Below are 1,039 nucleotides of genomic sequence, written 5' to 3'. Positions count from 1 at the left end.
CACCTTCGACAATGAACGGCGAAGACTCCCACTTGAGACTCTTCCAAACTGGTTCGATCGGATTGAGATCGGGCGACCCGACTGGGAGAAATATCAAATCTATCCCGAGCTCGTGTGCTCGCTTGCGCGTGTACTTACACACATGTGACGAGAAATTATCTAACACGAGCAGAATCCGCTTGGCGGGATTCTGCTCGCGGACCTTCTCGAAACACCCACAAATCTTCTCTTTTTCCTGATTCGGCGGAAACGACAGGACACTCTCACCATTGAGAGCGTAGAACCCGGCGGCTGGTGTGTCAATTTTCACCAGCTTCCGCTCAATGTGTGGCTCATCAACCGTATACATCCGCTGAGAATTGTCCCACGGTTGCGGGTGAGAGATATCGAAGAATCCGACGACAGTGCCTCCGTCTGTTCGGATATTCTCATCACGGTCCCAGTCTTCGTCGTCAGCGTCATCCTCACGTTTGTTGTGAGGTTGCTCAAGAGCCTCCTCGTCGAACGCGTACCTGACGCGTTCGTCGAGGATCTCTTCGGCGTTCTCTGGTCGCTTAGGGCGTTTTGTTCGAGGAATGGCGTAGTGGAGGCCGAGTTTATCCAGAAACGTTGGGAGGTAGTGTGGGTGATATTCAACATCGAACTCCTCGTTGAGAAGGTGCTGAATCTCTTGTTTCTTCCAGGGCTGTCCCTCACGGAGGCGTGCAATGAGTTGTTCTTGTTCTGCTTCGTCGAGCTTCGGGGGCCTGCCGCCCCCGAAGTTCGGTGTCAGTTTGCCAAGTCCACCTTCGTTCCACCGTGTCACCCAATTGCTTGCCGTGCCTTGCGAGACCCCTATGTCTTGGGCTGCTGCTGCCAGCGCTGCCCCGTCGTAGAGACGCTTGAGAAACGTGAGTCGTTTGTACTCTTTGATACTGTCTGTTTCAGACTGGAGTCGATCTAGTTCCTCCTCGCTTAGGTGCCTCACAATCTCTCTTTCACGTCCTACCACACGTACTATGACTAATGCCAGCCTCACAAAGGCTTCCCTGAGCCACTA

Annotated in this window: 1 protein-coding gene; it reads right to left on the bottom strand. The window is 53.4% G+C overall.

Going from position 1 to position 1,039, the window contains the following annotated elements; all coding sequences use genetic code 11:
* Positions 1-991: IS630 family transposase (locus VI234_RS21140; RefSeq protein WP_336331224.1), on the bottom strand; the 991-nt coding region annotated here is incomplete at its 3' end.
* Positions 992-1,039 lie beyond the last annotated feature (48 nt).

The sequence above is a fragment of the Haloarcula sp. CGMCC 1.2071 genome (genome assembly GCF_037078445.1).
GTDB classification, from domain to species: domain Archaea; phylum Halobacteriota; class Halobacteria; order Halobacteriales; family Haloarculaceae; genus Haloarcula; species Haloarcula amylolytica.
The sequence above is the reverse complement of the archived record's forward strand: the minus strand, read 5'-3'. Positions and strand labels throughout refer to the sequence as shown.